This is a genomic window from Bacteroides nordii, assembly GCF_019930665.1.
Taxonomy (GTDB): domain Bacteria; phylum Bacteroidota; class Bacteroidia; order Bacteroidales; family Bacteroidaceae; genus Bacteroides; species Bacteroides nordii.
On sequence record NZ_CP082886.1, the window covers coordinates 4,889,543 to 4,910,429 of the forward strand.

At 39.7% G+C, this 20,887-nt stretch carries 18 protein-coding genes; 10 read left to right on the forward strand and 8 right to left on the reverse strand.

The features are described from left to right. Positions 1-45: 45 nt before the first annotated feature. Positions 46-675, forward strand: coding sequence for a hypothetical protein (locus K8P02_RS18975; protein ID WP_147351256.1), 630 nt, complete (start codon positions 46-48; stop codon positions 673-675). Between the two features lie 216 nt (positions 676-891). Here K8P02_RS18975 and K8P02_RS18980 read toward each other — a convergent pair whose 3' ends face one another. From K8P02_RS18980 to K8P02_RS18990, 3 genes are all read right to left on the reverse strand, one after another. Then, a complete protein-coding gene (locus tag K8P02_RS18980) occupies positions 892-1,536 on the reverse strand; it encodes a hypothetical protein (RefSeq protein ID WP_025866701.1) in 645 nt (214 codons plus the stop codon). A gap of 323 nt (positions 1,537-1,859) precedes the next feature. Then, positions 1,860-2,219 carry a DUF3244 domain-containing protein gene (locus K8P02_RS18985; RefSeq protein ID WP_025866702.1) on the reverse strand — a complete coding sequence of 120 codons (360 nt, stop codon included), beginning with the start codon at positions 2,217-2,219 and terminating at the stop codon, positions 1,860-1,862. A gap of 124 nt (positions 2,220-2,343) precedes the next feature. Beyond that, entirely contained in the window at positions 2,344-3,825 is a 1,482-nt protein-coding gene (locus K8P02_RS18990) for a tetratricopeptide repeat protein (RefSeq protein WP_025866703.1), read from the reverse strand. 281 nt (positions 3,826-4,106) lie between these two features. Here K8P02_RS18990 and K8P02_RS18995 point away from each other — a divergent pair, with 281 nt between their 5' ends. Beyond that, entirely contained in the window at positions 4,107-4,487 is a 381-nt protein-coding gene (locus K8P02_RS18995) for a hypothetical protein (RefSeq protein ID WP_223381688.1), read from the forward strand. Between the two features lie 561 nt (positions 4,488-5,048). Here K8P02_RS18995 and K8P02_RS19000 read toward each other — a convergent pair. The 3 genes from K8P02_RS19000 to K8P02_RS19010 all read right to left on the reverse strand — a co-directional run bounded on the left by K8P02_RS19000 (position 5,049) and on the right by K8P02_RS19010 (position 7,829). Then, positions 5,049-5,960: an alkaline phosphatase gene (locus tag K8P02_RS19000; protein ID WP_025866541.1), complete on the reverse strand. Its 912-nt coding sequence runs from the start codon at positions 5,958-5,960 to the stop codon at positions 5,049-5,051. Between the two features lie 208 nt (positions 5,961-6,168). Beyond that, a complete protein-coding gene (gene ybeY, locus K8P02_RS19005; protein ID WP_002558606.1) occupies positions 6,169-6,582 on the reverse strand; it encodes an rRNA maturation RNase YbeY in 414 nt (137 codons plus the stop codon). Positions 6,583-6,596: 14 nt separating this feature from the next. Beyond that, positions 6,597-7,829, reverse strand: a complete 1,233-nt coding sequence (locus K8P02_RS19010; protein WP_025866542.1) for a nucleoside recognition domain-containing protein — start codon at positions 7,827-7,829, stop codon at positions 6,597-6,599. Positions 7,830-7,939: 110 nt separating this feature from the next. Here K8P02_RS19010 and K8P02_RS19015 point away from each other — a divergent pair, with 110 nt between their 5' ends. The 6 genes from K8P02_RS19015 to K8P02_RS19040 all read left to right on the forward strand — a co-directional run bounded on the left by K8P02_RS19015 (position 7,940) and on the right by K8P02_RS19040 (position 15,299). Continuing rightward, positions 7,940-8,644 (forward strand): DNA alkylation repair protein, encoded by a 705-nt coding sequence (locus K8P02_RS19015; RefSeq protein ID WP_025866543.1) that lies wholly within the window; start codon positions 7,940-7,942, stop codon positions 8,642-8,644. 241 nt (positions 8,645-8,885) lie between these two features. After that, the gene (gene ruvB / locus K8P02_RS19020) at positions 8,886-9,908 is read left to right on the forward strand and encodes a Holliday junction branch migration DNA helicase RuvB (protein WP_002558609.1); all 1,023 of its coding nucleotides are present in this window, start codon (positions 8,886-8,888) and stop codon (positions 9,906-9,908) included. A 39-nt stretch (positions 9,909-9,947) separates the two neighbouring features. Then, positions 9,948-10,322: a four helix bundle protein gene (locus K8P02_RS19025; RefSeq protein ID WP_002558610.1), complete on the forward strand. Its 375-nt coding sequence runs from the start codon at positions 9,948-9,950 to the stop codon at positions 10,320-10,322. Between the two features lie 12 nt (positions 10,323-10,334). Then, the gene (locus K8P02_RS19030) at positions 10,335-11,780 is read left to right on the forward strand and encodes a lipopolysaccharide biosynthesis protein (RefSeq protein WP_195571852.1); all 1,446 of its coding nucleotides are present in this window, start codon (positions 10,335-10,337) and stop codon (positions 11,778-11,780) included. A 2-nt stretch (positions 11,781-11,782) separates the two neighbouring features. Next, positions 11,783-13,138, forward strand: a complete 1,356-nt coding sequence (locus K8P02_RS19035; RefSeq protein ID WP_002558612.1) for a TIGR00341 family protein — start codon at positions 11,783-11,785, stop codon at positions 13,136-13,138. 31 nt (positions 13,139-13,169) lie between these two features. Then, positions 13,170-15,299, forward strand: a complete 2,130-nt coding sequence (locus tag K8P02_RS19040) for a S46 family peptidase (protein WP_025866547.1) — start codon at positions 13,170-13,172, stop codon at positions 15,297-15,299. A gap of 21 nt (positions 15,300-15,320) precedes the next feature. Here the strand turns inward: K8P02_RS19040 and K8P02_RS19045 are convergent, their stop codons facing one another. Together K8P02_RS19045 and K8P02_RS19050 are read right to left on the reverse strand one after the other, a co-directional pair. Further along, a complete protein-coding gene (locus K8P02_RS19045; protein WP_122201177.1) occupies positions 15,321-16,184 on the reverse strand; it encodes a DMT family transporter in 864 nt (287 codons plus the stop codon). Between the two features lie 169 nt (positions 16,185-16,353). Continuing rightward, positions 16,354-18,255 (reverse strand): DEAD/DEAH box helicase, encoded by a 1,902-nt coding sequence (locus K8P02_RS19050; protein ID WP_044094812.1) that lies wholly within the window; start codon positions 18,253-18,255, stop codon positions 16,354-16,356. Positions 18,256-18,411: 156 nt separating this feature from the next. On the opposite strand from K8P02_RS19050, the gene K8P02_RS19055 reads away from it, so the two are divergent. Both K8P02_RS19055 and K8P02_RS19060 read left to right on the forward strand, forming a co-directional pair. Beyond that, positions 18,412-19,845: an MBOAT family O-acyltransferase gene (locus K8P02_RS19055; protein ID WP_002558616.1), complete on the forward strand. Its 1,434-nt coding sequence runs from the start codon at positions 18,412-18,414 to the stop codon at positions 19,843-19,845. 56 nt (positions 19,846-19,901) lie between these two features. Then, complete coding sequence (locus K8P02_RS19060; protein WP_223381690.1) at positions 19,902-20,885, forward strand: hypothetical protein; 984 nt, start codon at positions 19,902-19,904, stop codon at positions 20,883-20,885. Positions 20,886-20,887: the final 2 nt, after the last annotated feature.

Here is a 20,887-nt window from a genome sequence, read left to right on the forward strand (position 1 = left end):
AAAATATTTTGTTTACGTTAATTAATTAAATCAAATTCAAATATTATGTTTAAATATTTATTGGTGTTATTTTTTCTGATAGTTTTTTCTCAAAATGCTTTAACTCAAAGGTTAAAGATAGAGAGCGGAGTTTCATTTTCTTCTACAAAAAAAACTATGTACGAAGAAAGAGCAAATCATTTCCAACTGTCTATTGGTTTAGATTATTTTGATAAAGGTTTCTGTTTTTTATCAAGCAATGTCGGATATTTTAGAAAAGGAGGAAAAGTAACATTAGGCCTTGTAGAGGAATATTTCAGTAGTAGTGGAGTGGAAACGCTATATATAGATTGCATAACAGTAAACACTACCTTCAATTTGAAAGCTCAATTGAGAAAATCAATATTTTATTGCGGTATAGGCCCTCGATTTGACATAAATATGAAAGATGGGGTTGATTTTAACAATGCATCAATACACGAGCTTGTTGAACCCAATATTCCGCATATTAATAAAATTTCAATCGGGCTAAAATGCACTACAGGATTTTATTACGATCTTTTTCCTTTTCAGTTGGGTATATATTGTGATTACCTTCCGACATTTACGAAGACATTTAAAAATAGTAGTACCAATAAAATGTTTGGGAATAATCGGACTTTTAATATCGGAGCATCTTTAGGGTATAAATTATAAATATACTCCAAAGCATAAAGCTTTTAATTAAATTTACATAAGTAGGTGAGCTAAATTAGTTTCTAACAATAGAATCTTGTGCTCTAGACCCTGAACTCTCATGGAAGAATTATCTAGAGCTCTATATTATTAAGATAATTATACCCCACCTACTATGTCATATAATTAAACATCTAATAGTTAAGATGAAATGTTTAAGCATATGATATTTGTATGTTAATAAAAGTACTTATATCTATATTCCAGGCTGTTCAAAGGCGGATCCCAACGTCCCCAGTTTATTCCTGTAATGTCATATTCAATCACATACCCAATTGTTCGCATATAAAACTTATTACCTGTTTGACTGAATGAAAACCCTCGGCTACCGCCGCCTATTGCATTTGGATCTAATCCACAGTTTGGCGAAGGCAGACCTACTCCCAAAGCACCTTCTGGGAGATACACCATCTTTGCTACATTGTACAAATTGCAAAAATAGACACCATCCGCCATTCCTGTAGGAGAATTTCGAATAATAGTTTTTCTGTTTTTGGGAGGGATGGGCTCATCAGATTTCGAAGAATATCCATAAACATATATAATTTCACTTTCCTGAGCCCGAGTCTGAGGAAGCTCGGACAACCTATTCCGATGTTCAACTTCTTCTTTAATTGGATGTTCTGCTTCATATGCCTTAATCCATGACATTAATGAGTCCATTGTTATTGCTCCTATTGATTCCGCATAGGCTTCAAGTTCTTCGTCGGACATTTCAGAAATTTCACTCTTGGGTTGTGGAGGATCAGTATTCACTTTCTCATCCTGTGAGCAGCTGCTTACAAAATACAATAAGCCAGCAAGTAATAATGTACATTTCATAATAATAAATTTTAGTGTTAAAAAACTTATATTCTATAATAATTCGCTTTAAAATGTGGTATTATTTTTCATAATCAATATTTTATCTCATGTGTCAACTATGTAATATGTAAAGAATAACATAGTGGTTTTATGTTGAAAATGTCTCTATAGATGTGACTATAGCTGATGATTTCATTTGTGATTTTATTATGTTTTATTTACATATTAGTAACACTTTACCGTCACCCTAAATTGTTTATATTATTTCTATTTTGCAACTTCTTTGTTTATAAGGTTTTTCTAAATTCAATAGTATAAACTAATTAAGCGAGGGCTTGTGATTAATTGTACAGATAAAATTCTCCTTCCAATGTACCTTGAGGAGAAATAATTTCAATGGTGTATTTGCCCGGTTTGTTGGGAGATAATTCAATAGAAATAGCATCATCAGTTTTAGCATCAATGTCTTGCTGATAGGTAACTTTTCCATCTGCATTCACAATCTCAATAGTAGCATTTTCTAACGGCTGATTAAACCTTGTTAATAAAACACCTCTCCAATCCATTTGCACTTCAACGTTTTGAGAAGTAAGTTGTCCTTTACCTGTTAAGATGATTACTCTTGTCGGTACTCTTGGCTGAGCCTGCATTAGAATGCTTACATTTACAGCCAGTGTAATAATGAAAATAATTTTTCTCATGTTTCTTAGTTATTATGATGCAAATATAACGCGATGTTCAAGTATGGACAATTAAATGATGTGCGAAGTGAATTTTGTGTAAATTGCAGATCATCAATGATGTAGAGCTAAATATTGTGTTAAATCAGCAATTCATTTTTATTTTTGAAGAAAAAATGAACTCAAATAATTCTATTGAGGCAAAAGAGTCTGCTAATCTTTTCTTTATCCGAGTCTTTTGAGAACGAATCGCGTCATTTGTGACGCCGCGAATAAATGCGCATTCTTTAGTTGTAAATTGCGCCAAGGCTAAACAACAAAAAAGACAATCATCTTCTGGCATATCAGTAAATGCCTGTAAATATTGAATGAATACATGATATTTTGTATTTACTACTTCTGAAAACTTCTTTTGTTCTTTAGCCGTTAGTAATGAAGGATATTTTTTGAAATGTATTCTCATTTCGACACAGAATTTCGATTTCACAAAACTTTCGTTGCATCCGGTAGCATATTTTTTCATCTCATCAATAATTCTGTTTTGTATTAATGATAACTTTTGCATTGTTTCGACTTGTGAGAGTTTCGCTGTTTGCTTTTCCTTTTCTTTAATGTGTATGGCTAACTTCCGGTGTAGCCTATTCATTTCTTTAACTAATTTTTTTATTTCCTCTCTTCTGTTTTTTTCAATATTTCTGAGTTTTATTTTGTGCATAGATATTGTTACTAAGAACACGACAGATGAAAGAAACAAAACAAAGCCTATCCAAAATATTAGATTATTCTTTTGCTCCGTGATAATGTTGTCAGTGAAATAACTATACTCTGCTGATTGAATTAAGTCCGGATGGCTAATTTCCTCAATTGAATCCCGAAGTGTTGTAAAATGACTGAGATAATATGCTGTATCCGAATTGTTTAACAGTTTTGAAAGCTCATAGAGCATATAATAACTACCAGCCTGGGTGTTAAGATTCTTGCACTGAGTACTAATGGTGTAATAATATTGTGCAGAATCATATTTCTGTAATTGATACATAATATCAGCTCTTGCAAAACTATTAATATATTTGCTTGTACTATCTTTAGTCATATTTAATGCTTGGATGTTGTGTTTTAACGCTTCATCAAACTGTTCCAGTTCAAAGTAAGCATTCGATATATTATTATGGATACGAACAACTTCTTCCTTATCATTTATTGATTCGGATAGTTGCAAGGCTTGAGATAGATAAATTAGACCGGAATCGGGCATGGAACGATATGTATAACTCTTCCCTATTCCTCTTAAAGATTTGGATGCATTAATTTTGTCAAGGAATAATTGGTTATATTTTAACCCTGACTGATACGATAAAAGAGATTTATTAAATAGATAATGGGACAGATATAAGTCTCCCAGTTGATTATAAATTAATCCAATTAGCTTTGTATCTTTGGAGGCCATGGATTGCTTTATAGCTCTCTGATACATAACTACCGCAGAATCAGGTTGCATTCTTTCTTCCATAATCCTTCCGTATTCAAACAACTCAATGGCCGATTCTTTATTCGTGTGACAAGCAAATAAGGTGATTAATAATAGAATGCTTAAGCATTTTGCAATTGGTTTAGTGGTTCTGTTCATGTTTCTTTATATTTCTACAATCTGTTTTTCTTGCTTTATCTTATTTGAGAGATAGTATAAATGGACTATCATGGCATGTATAGATAGTACTATACTGTCAACCTATTTAATATTACGGCCTGGTAGCTGTTTTTACGCTTTGGAAGCAAAGATAGTAAAGATTTTATTCCTTTTTATTGATGTTAGGAATAATATTGTAAACAATATCGATAGTAAGAGGCTCATAGGGAAACTTCCGTTACGATGTATCAAATTGCTCGGCTTCCTTGGGTGGAGAGACAATGAGGTATGACGACGATGACAAAGGGGATATTTTTGTACTGACTTCTGGTTTTAAAGCGGAGCTTCCGGGAGGAGATATGGTATTGTCTTATCTGGCACCGGAGGTTGCATTACGTACAAAGTTTGATAAATGGATTCTGAAGTGCGGAGTAGGCATGGGGCTTTTTCTTTATAATGAACCCTATTACAGTACTGCCGGATTTGGCGCACATGTCACTATGGGATTAGAATATATGTTGTCGAGCCATGTGGGACTTGGCGTATCAGCCAGTTCAATTGCAAGTAACTTGCCGAAACGGGATGGAGTTGAACTAAAGAAGGATGAAAAGAGCGGAATAAATCGCGTCAATGTATTGGGCGGATTGAGGTTTTATTTCTAAAATAGGGCTATTGTCCCGAATCAATCCATTTAATTATTTGAGATGGATCTTGATTTTGTGGTATGAATAAATTATTACAATAAAGTCGTGCGGTTTATTTTCGTTTTATACCGATTGTCAATTTTGTGAACTTTCATCTTGAAACTCTACGAAGATCACTCCGATGCTCTACGAGAAACGACCCGATCTCCGTAGAGTTTCGGGTCGTTTCTCGTAGAGGAAAATTGTGTTTTGTAATGTCTTGATTGCCAATGAGTTGTAGGTTTACTTTGTGTCGCTTATTTTTGATGTGTCAATTCTCTTTTTTATTCTGTTTATCTTTCTAAATAATTACAAATGAAAGGTGGTTCCGAATGTGATTTTTGTTATCTAACTGTAGGACGCTAACCAAATTATAGATGCTATGCAAATGTTTCTTGGATATATAATTCAAGATACTATAATCGGTAAAACAAACTATGCATTTTAACTGTGCGTTAAATACGTATTTAACGCACAGTTAAAATGCATAGTTTATATCTATAAAGTACGTACTTTTGTAGTACTCTATGTCGTGACTTCTTATTTGTTAAAAACCTGTTTCATCGGGCGGCCGATCCATACTTGCGGTTGTTTCAGTCCGAAGATGTAGGCGATGGTTGATGCTACGTCAAATTGCATCATACTCTCGTTGAAGTTTAATCCTTTTTTGATGTTTTTTCCGCAGATGATGAATGGGGTTTCCATTTCATTCATCGTTTTTCCGCCGTGTCCTTTGTTAATGCCACCATGGTCTGCAGTAACAATAAAGATCGTTTTGTCAAATATTCCTGCATCTTTGGTAGCCTGAATAATTTGTCCGATATATCCGTCCAGTTCTTTCAGTTTGGCATAATACTCCGGTGTGTCGTGACCTGCACCATGACCTATATGATCGGGATTATCAAAAGCAACCAGTGTGAGGGTCGGCTTCTTTTCTTTCAGATAGCTAACTGCCATTTCGCACAGAGCAGTGGGATACTTGTTATAATCCGGTGCCTGTTTGTGATAGCTCAATGCAAGTGTATCTACCAGATATTTAATGCCGTTCCATTCGTACAGGCAACCAATCTCTGCTTTCGGAGCAGCATCCCGCAGTACTTGAAAAATGGTAGGGAAAATACCGTGCTGGTTCAATTCGCGTGAGGGAAGTTCCGGAGTTTTAGATCCCCATTCGGTATAACCGTGCAGTTCCGGACCTGCTCCCATGAACATGGAAGCCCAGTTTATAGCACTTGAAGAGGGGAGTGTAGAACGTTTTTTTAAAGTATAGCTACCGTTCTCCATTAAACTCTTGGTGTTTGGGATATCTGCTTTCTCTACGCTATAAGCTCCCCATCCATCGAGGCCGATAAGAATGACATGTTCGGCTTTCCATTTGGCGGCAAAACTGTTGGGGACAATAATAAACAGGGCAAACAGGCTGATTGCCCAACTTGAAAATAGATGTTTCATGGTGTTTCCTTTACTTTTTTAAGATTATATATTTAATAAGCTTAACTGCCGGTAAGATATAAAGAGAACTCACCTCTCACCAGCAGTTATGCAAATAAAGGTTTTTTCACCGGAATCAGTCTGTATCCTTTGTTTAAGTAAATGCCATAATAGTTCATTTGGACAATGTTGCCCCTTATAATGGACAATATATGTAGAGTTTTCAACCCTATCGCAACGCCAGTGCTTTGTTTTCTGCCGCTTCCATTATCTCCCGTTCTCCCGGCCCTTTGTCATTGATGCCGCAAAGGTGAAGGATACCGTGAATAATAGTACGGTGAAGTTCTTCGTTATAGGTGGTATTGAACTGTTCGGAATTGGTTTTTACAGTATCGAGGCTTATAAAAAGATCGCCCGAAAGACGATCTCCTTCGCAATAATCGAATGTGATGATATCTGTATAGTAATCGTGTTGCAGATATTGCCGGTTCACTTCTAATATTTTTTCGTCCGAACAGAAAATATAGGCGATTTCACCGAGTCTCTTTCCATAAGTGGCAGCTACGGATTTGATCCATTCTGTGGTTTCCCGTTTCTTAATATCGGGCATCTTTACGCCCTCTGTCTGATAAGTTACAGCCATGATAATGTATTGTTTTAAAAGAAAAATAAATAACTGAAAAATATGGCAGCAATGATACCCGAAAAGTCGGCTATCAAACCGCAGGTAACGGCATTTCTTGTTTTTGTAATGCCTACACTGCCAAAGTAGACAGCCAGAATATAGAATGTGGTGTCTGATGCCCCGCGAACTACACAGCTGACGCGGGATACAAAGGCATCGGGGCCAAACTGTTTCATGGTGTCAATCATCAATCCGTTGGCAGCACTGCCACTCAGTGATTTCATCAGTCCGGTAGGCAAAGCACCGACAAAGCTGGTATCCAGTCCACAAAATCCTACAACCTGTCCGATTCCGTTGACAAGAATATCCATTGCTCCTGAAGTGCGAAAGACTGCAATACCTACCAGGAAAGCTACCAGATAAGGTATGATTCGTACGGCAGTACTGAACCCTTCTTTGGCTCCTTCTACAAAAGAATCGTAAACATTTATTTTCTTTCGTATGCCCGTCAGGATAAAGAGAATGATTACTCCGAATAGTATGATATTGGCAATCAGCGTAGAGTAAGTTCCCATTTCTTCACGTGAAAGAACAGTGAAAAGGTAAATCAAACCTCCGAAAAAAAGACTCAATATTCCCATTAATATCAATATGGGTTTGTTTATCAGGTTGATGCGTTGGGAAATGCTAACAACAATAACTCCCACTAATGTTGAAATGAATGTACTGAGCAGAATTGGGATAAAGATATCCGTAGGTTGTGCAGCTCCCATTTGGGCACGGTATACCATGATTGAAATAGGTATCAGTATCAGTCCGGAAGTGTTGATAACAAGAAACATGATCATTGGGTTACTGGCCGTATCTTTTTTCGGATTCAGTTCTTGTAACTCTTTCATTGCCTTGAGCCCCATCGGAGTAGCAGCATTATCAAGTCCCAGCATATTGGCAGACATATTCATAAAAATAGATCCCATTACGGGGTGTCCCTTGGGGATATCGGGAAACAGGCGGCAGAATACCGGGCTCAACCAACGCGACAGTGCATTGATAAGACCGCTGTTTTCACCAATCTTCATGATGCCCAACCATAAGGAGAGAACCCCGGTTAACCCGAGAGAAACCTCAAAAGCCGTTTTGGATGAGCTGAACGTAGAGTTGATGATTTCGGTAAATATTTGTGTGTCTCCTGTGAAGATAAGCTTTCCGAGTGCTACGATAAAAGCTATGATGAAGAATGCTATCCAGATGTAATTTAGAACCATAATGTACTTACTGTATTATTTGCAAAAATAGATATAACTTTCCATTAATCATCCATATTTTGTTTATTTTTGGCGGGGATTCGGTTTGCTATATTTATACAGATAACGATATGAAGACAAAAGTTGAGAGTATTCAGAAAGAGCTGGAAGCATATATTGACCCGGTGAAAAGGGAATATTTGCCCAATTTCTTTAAGACAGGGAAGGGGCAATACGGAGAAGGTGATAAGTTTTTAGGGGTAGTAGTTCCCAATACACGTCTGGTGGCAAAGCGGCACAAAGAAGAACCGTTTGAGGTGATGGCAGAACTCTTGCAAAGTGACTGGCACGAGTGCCGCCTCTGCGCATTGCTTATGTTGGTAGAGCGCTTCAAGAAGTCCGGTGAAAAGGAGCAAAAAGAGATCTATGATTTCTATCTGACACAAACGGAACGGATCAATAACTGGGACTTGGTGGATTTGTCAGCTCCCTATATTGTAGGAGAGTATCTGAGAGACAAATCGCGTGAAGATCTGTATCGTCTTGCCGGTAGTACGCTTCTTTGGGAGCAGCGTATCGCGGTAGTTGCTACGGCTACATTGATAAGAAACAACGATTTCGTCGATATCCTCCGTTTGTCGGAACTGTTGTTACATCACAAACACGATCTGATGCAGAAAGCTATCGGCTGGATGCTTCGTGAAATGGGGAAACGGAATCGGGACTTATTACTACAGTTTCTTGATAAGTATGCACGTGAAATGCCCCGTACGATGCTTCGCTATTCGATAGAGAAGTTGACGGATGAAGAGCGGAAACACTATATGCAGCGCTAATTGAACAAGATGAAATAGTTTGAGATAATCCATGTATTCCGGCTACTTTATCAGAGGTATATTCGGAAAAGGAGGCAATTATCCTGTCTGCTCGATACAACTATTCTCTGATTTGTACTATCTTTGTTAAAAAAGCGAAGATAAGCTGCACCTTGGCATAAAAAATGAACGCGTTCATTTTATTCTACTCTCGGTTTGCATTATCTTTGTACGATATATAAAAGAACGAGGATGTGATTTTATGGAAGAAGATTTCAATATACGCGATCATCAGTTGACAAGCCGGGAACGGGATTTTGAGAATGCGCTCCGTCCCCTTAGCTTCGAGGATTTCAGCGGGCAGGATAAGGTGGTGGAGAATCTCCGCATTTTTGTCAAAGCCGCCCGTCTTCGTGGTGAAGCATTAGACCATGTATTGCTGCATGGCCCTCCCGGATTGGGAAAAACAACTCTCTCAAACATTATAGCCAATGAACTTGGAGTAGGCTTTAAAGTCACTTCAGGCCCGGTGCTCGATAAACCCGGTGATCTGGCGGGTGTACTTACCAGTCTTGAACCGAACGATGTCCTGTTTATTGACGAGATCCACCGTCTGTCACCTGTGGTAGAGGAGTACCTGTACTCTGCTATGGAAGACTACCGGATTGATATTATGATAGATAAAGGACCCTCTGCACGCAGTATTCAGATAGATCTGAATCCTTTTACGCTGGTGGGAGCTACTACCCGTAGTGGGCTGTTGACAGCTCCGTTGCGTGCGCGTTTTGGCATTAACCTGCATCTTGAATATTATGATGACGATGTGCTGAGTAATATTATCCGTCGTTCGGCTGCTATCCTTGATGTACCTTGTTCGATACCCGCTGCGGGAGAGATTGCTTCGCGTAGCCGGGGTACCCCTCGTATTGCCAATGCACTGCTTCGTCGTGTGCGCGACTTTGCTCAGGTGAAGGGTTCCGGTTCTATTGATACGGAGATTGCTACTTTTTCACTTGAAGCACTGAATATCGACAAATACGGATTGGATGAAGTGGACAACAAGATCCTCTGTACCATTATCGATAAGTTCAAGGGTGGTCCGGTAGGACTTACTACCATTGCCACCGCTTTGGGTGAAGATGCCGGAACAATCGAAGAGGTATACGAACCGTTCCTGATTAAAGAAGGTTTCCTGAAACGTACCCCTCGTGGGCGTGAAGTGACGGAACTGGCTTACAAACATTTGGGGAGGAGTCTTTATAGTAGTCAACAAACACTGTTTTAGTGATTAGTGATAAATGATTAGTGATAAGCGATTGAGCGTATGGAATATAGAAAAGGGATTTTGAAAACTAAGACCAAGGCTTTTGCTGTACGTGTTGTAAAGCTCTATCAGTATCTGTCACAAACTAAAAATGAACATATAATGTCAAAACAATTGCTACGTTCGGGTACAGCTATTGGTGCTTTACAACGCGAAGGAGAATATGCAGAAAGTAAACTTGATTTCGTTCATAAATATGCTATTGCGCAGAAAGAATGTAACGAGTCTCTTTATTGGCTGGAGTTACTTCATGAAACTTCGTATTTAAATACAGAAGAATATAGTAGTATGTTTACTGATGCCGAAGAGATAATGAAGTTGCTAACAGCAAGTATCTGCACAGCCAAAACTAATCACTTATCACTAACTCGTTAATCACTAATTAACATGGGTGGATTAAAGTCATTAGCCAAAGATACTGCCATTTATGGTGTTAGCAGCATAGTAGGGCGTTTCCTCAATTATCTGTTGGTGCCTATTTATACAATTTCTATGCCCGCTTCTACGGGAGGATATGGTATTATTACGAATATGTATGCCATTACGGCACTTCTGCTTGTACTACTTACATGCGGTATGGAAACCGGATTTTTCCGTTTTGCCAATAAGGGCGGAGAAGACCCGGTGAAAGTTTACTCTACTACCTTATTGACTGTAGCAGCTATTTCTCTTTCGTTTCTTGCCGTATGTCTTTTGTTTCTTGAGCCGATAGCCGGAGTAATGGGGTATGAAGAGCATCCCTGGTATCTTGGGATGATGCTCATTGTGATCGCAATGGATGCTATACAGGCTATCCCTTTTGCTTATCTGCGTTATAAAAATCGTCCTATTAAGTTTGCAGCTTTAAAGATGTTATTCATCTTTGCCAGCATTATTCTCAACATTGTCTACTTCGTGTTTATGAAAGGAACCAATGTAGGCGCTGCTTTTCTGATTAATCTTATTTGTACATCGCTGGTAATGCTTTGCCTGATATCCGAACTGCGCGGTTTCCGTTATACACTGGATCGTGATTTGATGAAGCGGATGTTTCGTTACTCTTTTCCTATTCTTATATTAGGTATTGCGGGTATACTGAACCAGGTGGTTGATAAGATTATCTTTCCGTTTGTTTATCCCGATCCGGTAGAGGCTGATGTGCAGTTGGGTATATATGGAGCCACCAGTAAGATAGCGATGATTATGGCTATGTTTACACAAGCATTCCGCTTTGCTTACGAACCATTTGTGTTTGGTAAGAGTAAAGAGAAGGATAACCGGCAAATGTATGCACAAGCCATGAAGTTCTTCATCATTTTCACTCTTTTAGCCTTCCTCACGGTGATGTTTTATCTCGATATATTGCGTTATGTTATCGGACGTGATTACTGGGAAGGGTTGAAAGTAGTGCCTATCGTTATGGCTGCCGAGATGTTTATGGGTGTGTATTTTAATCTCTCGTTCTGGTATAAACTGACGGACGAGACGAAATGGGGAGCTTACTTTTCGCTGACAGCTTGTACGATTGTTATTCTGATGAATGCCTTTCTGATTCCTGTGTATGGCTATATGGCTTGTGCCTGGGCAGGTTTCACCGGATATGCTGTTGCCATGTTGCTCTCTTATTTCGTGGGACAAAAGAAATACCCGATCGCATATGACCTGAAGAGTATCGGTGGATACGTACTTTTGGCATTAATGATCTATGTGGCAGGAGAGTGGATACCGGTGGATAATATGTTGCTCCGCCTGCTTTTACGTACGCTGTTACTGTTTGTATTTATAGGATATATCATCAAACATGATTTGCCGTTGAAGCAAATTCCAGTTATTAACCGTTTTGTGAAGAAGTGATTATGAAAACAGACAACCGAAACATTTTTGCCGTAAAGAGCTTTCTTCGTGAGTATCTCGATTTGCGAAAGGACAAGGACAATGAGTTGGAAACCATTGACTCTATCCGTAAAGGAGTGGAATTTAAAGGAGCTAACCTCTGGATTCTGATCTTCGCAATCTTTATGGCTTCGTTAGGACTGAATGTGAACTCTACCGCAGTAATTATCGGTGCGATGTTGATTTCCCCATTGATGGGACCTATTATGGGAGTGGGGCTATCCGTCGGGCTGAACGACTTTGAATTGATGAAACGCTCCTTAAAGAGTTTCCTCATAACCACTGCATTCAGCGTTACTACGGCAACTGTTTTTTTCCTTTTCACCCCCATTGCCGAGGCGCAGTCGGAATTGCTGGCACGTACTTCACCTACGATTTATGACGTATTCATCGCACTCTTTGGTGGATTGGCAGGTGTTGTTGCCCTCTCTACAAAGGAAAAGGGAAACGTGATTCCGGGCGTTGCTATTGCTACGGCATTGATGCCCCCACTCTGTACAGCAGGATACGGGTTGGCATCGGGTAACCTGATTTATTTTCTGGGAGCTTTCTACCTCTATTTTATCAACTCCGTTTTCATTAGCCTGGCTACCTTTATCGGAGTACGGGTGATGCATTTCCAACGGAAGGAATTTGTAGACAAGAAACGTGAGAAGACGGTACGCAAATATATTATCCTGATCGTTGTCCTTACGATGTGCCCGGCTGTTTATCTGACATTCGGCATTATCAAAAGCACTTTTTATGAAACGGCTGCCAATCACTTTATCAATACGGAATTGAATTTTGAAAATACACAGGTGCTTGATAAGAAGATTAGTTACGAACACCGGGAGATTCGTGTGGTGCTTATTGGTCCTGAAGTTCCTGAGGCTTCTATTGCTCTGGCGCGTAGTAAGATGAAACAGTATAAACTGGAGGAAACAAAGTTGGTTGTGCTACAAGGTATGAACAACGATGCAATGGATATTTCGTCCATTCGTGCCATGGTCATGGAAGACTTTTATAAGAACAGTGAACAACGGCTGCAAGAACAACAAAAAAAGATTTCCTCTCTGGAAAAGAACCTTGAGAAGTATAAATCTTATGATGAAATGAGTCGTACTATTATACCGGAACTAAAGGTATTGTACCCTTCAGTGACAACCGTTTCGATCTCGCATACACTTGAAACTACGGTGGATTCGTTGAAAACGGATACGATTGCATTGGCTGTACTGAAGTTTACCCGTCATCCGAGTGAGAGTGAGAAGAGGAAAATAACCGAATGGCTGCAAGCCCGTGTAGGGGCGAAGAAACTACGTCTGATAACAGAGTAAAATAAAAAACTGACTGCTAAATTCAATATAGATGAGACTTAAACTATTTACAATTATTGCCCTTTTCATCTCATCGGCTGTTCATGCTGACGAGGGAATGTGGCTATTGGGGAACCTGAATAAACAAACGCGGCAAACGATGAAAGAACTGGGTTTGCAGATGCCTGCCAATAAACTCTATAATCCTAAGAAGGCTTCGTTGAAGGATGCCGTTGTTAGTTTTGGTGGGTTTTGTTCGGGGGTAGTTGTCTCAGAAGACGGATTGGTTTTTACTAATCACCATTGCGGTTTCAGCAGTGTGCAGCAACATTCCACCGTAGAACACGATTACCTGAAAGATGGTTTTGTGGCTCGTAACCGGGACGAGGAGTTACCCAATCCGGAGCTTTATGTTCGTTTTCTGCTTCGCACCGAAGATGTGACCAAGCGGGTGCTGAAAGTAACCCATGACGCTATGACCGAGCAGGAACGTATGGTTGCTGTTGATTCTATTTCGCGTCTTATAGCAGACGAAGTGAGTCTCAAAGATTCTACTCTTGTGGGAGTCGTTGATGCTTATTATGGTGGAAATGAGTTTTGGCTTTCAGTTTATCGCGATTTCAACGATGTTCGTCTGGTGTTTGCTCCTCCTTCTTCTATTGGAAAATTCGGTTGGGATACGGATAACTGGATGTGGCCCCGCCATACCGGTGACTTCTGTGTTTTTCGCATTTATGCCGATAAAAAGAATCGTCCGGCTGATTACTCACCGGACAATGTACCCTATCATCCGACCTATGTAGCACCTGTTTCGCTTGACGGATATAAAGAAGGGTCTTTTTGTATGACTTTGGGCTATCCCGGTAGTACGGAACGTTTCCTCTCTTCCTTCGGCATTGAGGAGATGATGAATGGTATGAACCAGGCGATGATAGATGTGCGTGGTGTAAAGCAGGCTATTTGGAAGCGTGAGATGGATCGGCGGGCAGATATTCGTATCAAATATGCTTCAAAGTATGATGAAAGCTCCAATTACTGGAAAAACAGTATCGGGACAAACAAAGCCATCCGCAAGCTGAAAGTACTTGAAAAGAAACGAGAGTTGGAAACGACCCTCCGTCAATGGATTCAGAATACTCCTGCCGAACGGGAGAAACTGATGCATTTGTTATCTTCCCTGGAACTGAACTATAAGAGCCGTCGGGAAACCAACCGTGCGTTGGCCTATTTCGGTGAATCCTTTATCAATGGGCCCGAGCTGGTACAGCTGTCTCTTGAGATTCTTAACTTCGATTTTGAAGCCGAAGAAAAGCAGGTTGTTGCGCGGTTGAAGAAATTATTGGAGAAATATGACAATCTGGACCTTTCGATCGATAAAGATGTGTTTACTGCACTTCTGAAAGAATATCGTGAAAAGGTTTCTCCTGAATATCTGCCACCGATGTATCAGACGATTGATACGCTGTATAACGGCAATGAACGGGCCTATATCGACACTTTGTATGCTCGCTCCGAGATAACTACTCCACGGGGATTGAAACGCTATCTGGAGCGTGATACAACATTTAGTATGCTGGATGATCCAGCCATTTCTTTGGGCATTGATCTGCTGGTGTCTTATTATGATATGAACCAGGCCATCGTGGAGGCTTCGCAAAACATAGAAAAGGATGAACGGTTGTTTAATGCGGCTGTTCGCCGGATGTATGTCGACCGTAACTTCTATCCTGACGCCAATTCCACCATGCGGCTTAGTTTCGGGACGGTTTGCAGTTATTCTCCGTTTAATGGCGCTATTTATAACTATTATACTACTCCGTTGGGGATTTTTGAAAAGATGCGGGACCATCAGGACGATCCGGATTTTGAGGTCAGTCCTCGTTTACTGGAATTGTTCAGTGCCGGAGACTTTGGGCGTTATGCCGATGAAAAGGGCGAAATGAGAGTCTGTTTTATCTCCAACAATGACATAACAGGTGGTAACTCCGGTAGTGCCATGTTTAATGCCAAAGGAGAATTGCTCGGGCTTGCTTTTGATGGCAACTGGGAAGCGATGAGCAGTGATATTGTTTTTGAACCCGATTTGCAGCGTTGTATCGGCGTAGATGTGCGTTATATACTTTTCGTTATTGAGAAGTATGGAGAAGCGGGTAACCTTATAAAAGAGTTAGATATCCGGTAAAAGCGAGTAATATGCATCTTTCTACCGTTTGAGAATGATCACTGTTACTGCGGTAATAATGAGTATTATTCCTAAACCTACGCTGTTCGTGAAGGGTTCGCCGAACATGAAGATACCTACACATACAGCTGTAACCGGTTCCATTGCTCCCAAGACTGAGGTGAGTGTGGAACCGATACATTTTACTGCTCTTACCAGTGCAAGATTAGAAATAACGGTTGGGATAATGGCAAGCATTACCAGATTTCCGGCTGTATGCAGGTTGGGGATCGGTTGGATATGTCCTGTTGTACCAATTCCTATGAAAAGGAGCAGGGTTCCGAAAAGGAAGACATAGAATGTGAGCCGTAACCCCTTCATCTGACCTAATTTTAGCTGGCTCACAGTGACTAAATAGAGCGCATATCCCAAAGCAGAGAGGAGAACGATAAAGATACCTATAAATGTAATACTTCCCGAATCATCTCCTTGAGAAAGAAAGAATACTCCCGCCACAGCCAGAGCTATGGCCATAAATCGCCAGATCGATTTCTTTTCCCGGAAGAATAGCATCATGATCAGTGTAGTCAATACAGGATACATGAAATGCAAAGTTGTAGCTATCCCACTTGCCATAAATTTATATCCCCAGAATAAGAACACCGCAGATATAAGATAAAAAAATGCCAGTAAAAGGAGGGAAGGTATATCACGGCGGTTGATACGAAATGACTGTCCGTCAATTAACAAAATAACTCCTAAGGCCAGTGTGGCAAAAGCGAATCTATATAGCAAAATGGATTCAAACTGCATCCCTTGATGCATTGCAGGAATGGTAAACATCGGGATGAGGCCGAAGGATGCCGAAGACAGTAGACCATACAGGAAACCATTTAGTTTATTCATATCAAGGGATGGCGTTAATCAGTAAAAACGCTGCAAAGGTAGTGTTTTTCTTGGCTTCTTTTATTTTCATTCGGCTATATAAAACAAATCACCCGGATATAGATTATTTCTACATTCGGGTGAATTGTGTGTATAATACAAGTTTTTTTATAGTAACGATTCTATAAGATTATTTTTTCTTTTTTCTACGTGCCCATCCTTCTTCACTAAAATCCGATTTTTCATCTTTAAAGAACTGCTGCCAGTCGTCTTTTTTACCACGTGCATTACTGTATCCACGTTCCTCACGGCTTGGCTTTTGTTTTTTGCTGTCAGTAGAAGCTGAAGTTGCTCTGGCCGGTTTGTCTTTGCGTGGTTTTGTTGATGCAGATGACTTTGCATCTCTGCCGTTATCTTTGTATCTGCCACTGTTTTTGCGCCCTTCTCCGCCTTCTTCTCCGGCTATTTCGACTGAAACCCTACGTCCATTCCAGTTTGTGCGATTCAGCGCTTTTATAACACTTTGTGCCTCTTTTTCATCTACCTCAAAGAATGAGAAGTTCTTCATCAGATCAATACGTCCCAGTTCGATGCGTCCGCGAGTATTGCTATTCAGCAGGTTGATAAGTTCGTTCGGGAAAAAGTTGTCCATTTTACCCAGATTGATGAATAAACGGGTGAATCCCGGTGCTGCTGTACGGCTACCGCCATTATCACGGCTTCCGCGTCCTTCGGTGCGCGTGCCACGTTCGCCACGGCTATCGGTTGCAGTTTGTATTTCTTCGCGGTCACGATAGTATTCAAGGAAACGGTTGAATTCCATAGATACCATGCGTTTGATAACGTCTTCTTTACTCAACCATTCCAGCTTACGGTAGATTTCGGGCATGAAGTCCGCTATCTCTTCCTCATTAACCTTTACTTTTTCAATATCGTCAATTACCTTGATGAGCTGTTTCTCACAGATCTGCTTGCCTGTGGGGACTTGCTCCATAATGAACTTTTTGCCAATGATACGCTCTATCTCACGCATTTTCCCTTTCTCGCGCATGTTAACAATAGCGATAGAGATACCTGTTTTTCCCGCACGTCCGGTACGTCCGCTGCGGTGCGTATAGCTTTCCGTATCATCCGGCAGGCCGTAATTGATGACGTGGGTTAAGTCGTTTACATCCAGTCCGCGTGCAGCTACGTCTGTAGCGACTAATATTTGTATATTGCGTAAACGGAATTTCTGCATAACGGCGTCACGCTGTGCCTGAGAGAGTTCTCCATGCAATGAATCGGCGTTATAGCCTTCCTGCATTAACTTGTCGGCAATTTCCTGCGTCTCTTTACGGGTACGGCAGAAAACGATACCATATATCTGCGGACAGTAATCTGCTACACGTTTGAGTACGGCATATTTATCTTTCGCCTGAACCATATATGCAATATGCTTCACGCTATTTGTACTTTCGTTTTTACGTCCAATGGTGATTTCTTTGGCGTCGCGCAAATAGTTCTTAGAAATACGTGCTATTTCCGGACTCATAGTAGCTGAGAAAAGCAACGTATTACGTTCTTGCGGAACGTCTGCCAGAATAGCGTTAATACTGTCTGTGAATCCCATATTCAGCATCTCATCAGCTTCGTCCATTACAACATTGCTGATAGTAGAGAGGGAAACGGTTTTGCGTTCCATCAGATCGAGCAAACGACCTGGAGTAGCTACTATGATGTGTACACCACGTTTCAGACTACGTATCTGGCTATCTATAGATGATCCACCATATACGGGCAGTACTTTTAATCCGTCGATGTATTTGGAATAATCATTTAAATCACCTGCTATCTGCAAGCAAAGCTCCCGTGTAGGGCAAAGGATAAGCGATTGAGGAACACGGTTTTTTACATTAATCTGTTGTATCAGCGGCAGACCAAATGCGGCTGTCTTCCCAGTTCCTGTTTGAGCAAGAGCTACTACATCATTATTTTCTCCTAAAAGGTACGGAATCACTTCCTCTTGTACCGGCATGGGATTCTCGTATCCCATTTCTTCGACTGCTCTACGTATCTCCGGAGAAACGCCAAGCTCTTCAAATGTCTTCATTAAATCTCTGTATATCTTTATATTCGGGCGCAAATATACGTAAAATTAGTGGAAACTAATTCTTTTGACTATAGCATTGTTTGTTTTTTATTTAATTTTGCATACTTATAAAGGTATATTACCGTTATTAGTGCATTACAGCGTAATCTGAGAGAAATGTTATTTAACTCTTTTGAATTTTTAATTTTCCTGCCGGTTGTTTTTCTACTTTATTGGTTTGTATTTAAATCGTTAAAGTGGCAAAACCTGTTTATTGTTGCAGTCAGTTATTTGTTTTATGGATGGTGGGATGCGCGTTTTCTGATTCTTATCGCATTTACAACCTTTTGTAGTTTTGGAAGTGGCATTTTGCTTGAAAAAAAAGAAGGAGACCGCAACTTACAGAAATGGATAAGTGTCGCTAATATATTGTTGAATCTGCTAATTCTTGCAATATTTAAGTATTACAATTTCTTCGCAGAGAATCTTACACAACTATTTCTTACTTTTGGATTACAACTGGATTGGGTAACACTAGATATTCTTTTGCCGGTGGGTATCAGTTTTTATACTTTTCAGGCATTAAGTTATACGATTGATGTATATCAGCATAAAATGAAACCAACACATGATATTGTTGCTTTCTTTGCTTTCATTAGCTTCTTTCCTCAGTTGGTGGCAGGTCCTATCGAAAGGGCTACTCATCTTCTGCCTCAGTTCCTGAGATCGCGTAGTTTTGATTATGCTAAAGCTACGGATGGGATGCGACAAATATTATGGGGACTATTTAAGAAGTTGGTGATTGCTGATAATTGTGCGGTTGCTGTCAATCAGATTTTTGAAAATTATTATCAACATGATGGTTTGACTCTTTTTTATGGAGCAGTACTTTTTACTTTTCAGATTTATGGAGATTTCTCCGGTTATTCTGATATCGCAATAGGTACGGCTCGTCTGTTTGGTATTAATCTAATGAGGAACTTTAATTTTCCTTATTTCTCACGGGATATTGCGGAGTTTTGGCGACGTTGGCATATTTCTCTGACTACGTGGTTTCGTGATTATATTTATATTCCCTTGGGAGGAAGTCGGGGAGGAAAATGGCAAAGCTTCCGTAATACAGTGGTTATTTTTCTGGTTAGTGGCCTGTGGCATGGAGCTAACTGGACTTTTATCTGTTGGGGGGCCTTTCATGCTTTACTATTCTTACCTTTATTGCTGCTGGGCAGGAATCGTAGATTTACGGATGTTGTAGCTAAGGGTAAGAAACTTCCTACGTTACGAGAGACAATCCAGATGATATGTACATTCATTTTGGTTGTGTTGGGCTGGATTATTTTCCGTTCCAGGACAATATACGATGCCTGGCAGTATATTGTTCGTATGATAACTAATGGGCATTTTGGAATCCCTCAACAAGGAAAGATGGCATGTATGTTTATTGCGGTGTTGATACTTGTAGAATGGATTCAGAGAGATAAGCAACACGCTTTGCAATTGGATGGGCAGATAAAGTCTCCTTTGCTCAGATATGCTATTTACTATGCGATCATTTCAGTATTGTTTTGGCAGGCAGGTCAAAGCACTCAGTTTATCTATTTTCAGTTTTAAGAGATATTGGTATGACAAGGAGCGGTATTAGAAAGTTTATATATAAGACGTTGCTGATGGCAATTCCGTTTGTACTATTGTTAGTGCTATATTTTGCCTTGGATGTTTTTAAAGTTATCTATGATTACGATGCATTCTATGCTGAAGATGAAAAGCCCGGTGTCGGTTTAAATGCCGGGTATATAAGTACAACTACCTTTGAAAAACGGCATGTTGCTCTTCATTATGATTCTTTTGTTTTCGGGAATTCAAGAAGTATGTACTACGAGATAGCCGATTGGAGAGAGTATCTGCCGGATAGTAGTAGTTGCTTTCATTTTGATGCGTCTTTGGAGTCATTGTATGCATTGTATAAAAAAGTGATGTATATAGACAAAAGTGGAAATAGTATTCATAATGCTTTACTAATACTTGATAAGTCAATTCTTGAACAAGATAAAAGTAAAGATGGACATCTGTATTGTATTGCCCCTCAGTTGGAGAATTATACGAATATTTTTGGTTTTCATTGTTCATTTATTAAAGCTTTCTTTAGTCCAAAATTTCTGTATGCTTTAGCCGATTTTAAATTGAGTGGTGAAGTGAAGAAGTATATGGCAGAGAGTTATTTACTTTCAGATGAGCGATTCCGATATGACAAGAATACTAACGAGGCTAAATCTGTGGAGTTTGAACGAGAGATAGCTGATGGTACTTTTTATAATGAAAAGAAAATGAAGGTGTTTGAGGATAAAAGTTTTCCTGATTCTGTGTCACGACCTGTCATAGTGATTAAGCAACGGGAAATGCTGGAAGAAATGGTGCAAATTTTTAAAAAACATCACACTGATTATAAGATCGTGATAAATCCTTTATTTGATCAGATAAAATTGAATCCTCAGGATCTGGGCATTCTCAGGGAAATATTTGGAAAGGAAAACGTTTTTGATTTTTCGGGAACAAATGAAATTACGGTTGATTACCATAATTATTACGAAGACTCGCATTATCGTCCACACGTTGCCAGAAGTATATTGAAGAGGATATATACCTCTCATTAGTA